This window comes from Bradyrhizobium sp. P5_C11_2, assembly GCF_054049755.1.
In genome coordinates this window covers 1-1,370 of the sequence record NZ_JBFULT010001001.1, presented here as the reverse complement: position 1 = coordinate 1,370, position 1,370 = coordinate 1, and the positions used below count along the sequence as shown (strand labels likewise).

Here is a 1,370-nt window from a genome sequence, read left to right as displayed (position 1 = left end):
CAAATTCCGGCCTCTCCCCGCACGCGGGGAGAGGCGAAGGAGCGCCCTACTTCTTCTTCGCCGGCCCGAAATCCGGCTGCCAGCCGGCTTCCTTGCGGCTCGGGGCCGCGGCGATCACCTTGGTTTTGTCCTTCTTCGGCTTCTTGGTCTCGCGATTGCTGCGTTGCTGTCCCTTGGCCATGACGTCCGTCTCCTGTGGAGGTTCGAGTTCGCCGACTAGCGCGGCGGGCGCGCAAATGACCTTCAATGGCCGCGCGATGCCGTCGAACGCGCATTGGTTCGGCAAGCGTACGCCTGCACCGCGCCGATAGCGAGCCCAAAGCCTGCGCGCGCGCCGATGCCGCGGCAGAAAGCGTTGGCTATTGCCACCAAAGGAGCGCATGCTTTGCACTGCGGCGTCGGTTGGGGCCCCTCTTTCTCGAAAGGCAGGCGCGCATGACCATCCGCTCGCGGCGGGAAACCGTCACCTTCAAGCATCCGTTCCGCATCCGCGGCATCGAGCGCCTGCTCCCCGCGGGCGCCTACGAGGTCGTCACCGACGAGGAGACGATCGAGGGCCTGACCTTCTCGGCCTATCGCCGCATCGCCACCATGATCACGGTGCCGACCGAAGCCCCGCACACCGGTGCGATGGAGATGCTGTCGATCGGCTCGGTCGACCTCGCCAACGCCCAGGCCGCCGATGCCAGCGCCGCGCCATGAAAGCTCCCCAGGAAGCGCCTCATGAGTGATTACCCGGTCGATCTCGACAAGCATCGCGGCATGGCCGCCCAGAAGGCGACCGATCTGCGCCGCGCGCTGGCCGAGGTCGAGTCCCATGTCAGGGAACTGCGCGAGCGCGAGGCCGATCTCGAAAACCGCATGATGACGGTGCCGGCGATGTCGTGGCCGGAGGCCGCGGTGAAGGCGCGCCATCTGCTCAACCTCTATGCCGCGAGCCTGCCCTCTGAAGACACCCGCCACCGCGCGCTGGTGGCGGCGCTGTTCGACGATTTCGTCCGCCTGTCCGGGGAGAGCTGAAGGCGGGTTCCGGCCGTTTCCTGCGAAAATAGGACCCATAAGCGCCGGAGCGAGTTGTCAGGGATGCGCGTGTCACAGCGTGCTGCGACAAAGCCGACCGGGTCACGGATCCCGGCCTACGGGCTTGGGGGGCGTTGGAGCCAAGCGGCGACCGCGCCGGGAGCAATCGCGTAAGGGAGTAAGCCATGACGCTCACGAGCAGCCGCTTCGTCGGCTACGAACAGGACCGGGGTATCGTGCAGTTCTCGATGCAGGACGGGCCGAAGGAGATCGCCTGCGCGATCTCGACCTCCGCGATGGACTATCTCGAGCGCGGCCCRCAGGCCCGCCCCGAGCACCGCGAACCGCGA

General features: G+C 67.0%; 3 protein-coding genes and 1 pseudogene. 3 read left to right on the top strand and 1 reads right to left on the bottom strand.

Translation table 11 applies throughout. The features are described from left to right. Positions 1-46 precede the first annotated feature (46 nt). The gene (locus ACXJL8_RS41105) at positions 47-181 is read right to left on the bottom strand and encodes a hypothetical protein (protein WP_369719803.1); all 135 of its coding nucleotides are present in this window, start codon (positions 179-181) and stop codon (positions 47-49) included. A gap of 254 nt (positions 182-435) precedes the next feature. Between ACXJL8_RS41105 and ACXJL8_RS41100 the strand changes: the two genes are divergently transcribed. The 3 genes and pseudogenes from ACXJL8_RS41100 to ACXJL8_RS41090 all read left to right on the top strand — a co-directional run. Continuing rightward, positions 436-702 (top strand): hypothetical protein, encoded by a 267-nt coding sequence (locus tag ACXJL8_RS41100; protein WP_456620063.1) that lies wholly within the window; start codon positions 436-438, stop codon positions 700-702. A gap of 21 nt (positions 703-723) precedes the next feature. After that, a complete protein-coding gene (locus ACXJL8_RS41095) occupies positions 724-1,020 on the top strand; it encodes a hypothetical protein (RefSeq protein ID WP_456620064.1) in 297 nt (98 codons plus the stop codon). A gap of 185 nt (positions 1,021-1,205) precedes the next feature. After that, a pseudogene (locus ACXJL8_RS41090) lies at positions 1,206-1,370 on the top strand (DUF1488 domain-containing protein); the annotation flags it as partial.

Excerpts from the sequence above, each read along its gene's own strand:
- ACXJL8_RS41105 (WP_369719803.1), bottom strand. The coding sequence starts at position 181 with ATGGCCAAGGGACAGCAACGCAGCAATCGCGAGACCAAGAAGCCGAAG.
- ACXJL8_RS41100 (WP_456620063.1), top strand. The coding sequence starts at position 436 with ATGACCATCCGCTCGCGGCGGGAAACCGTCACCTTCAAGCATCCGTTC.
- ACXJL8_RS41095 (WP_456620064.1), top strand. The coding sequence starts at position 724 with ATGAGTGATTACCCGGTCGATCTCGACAAGCATCGCGGCATGGCCGCC.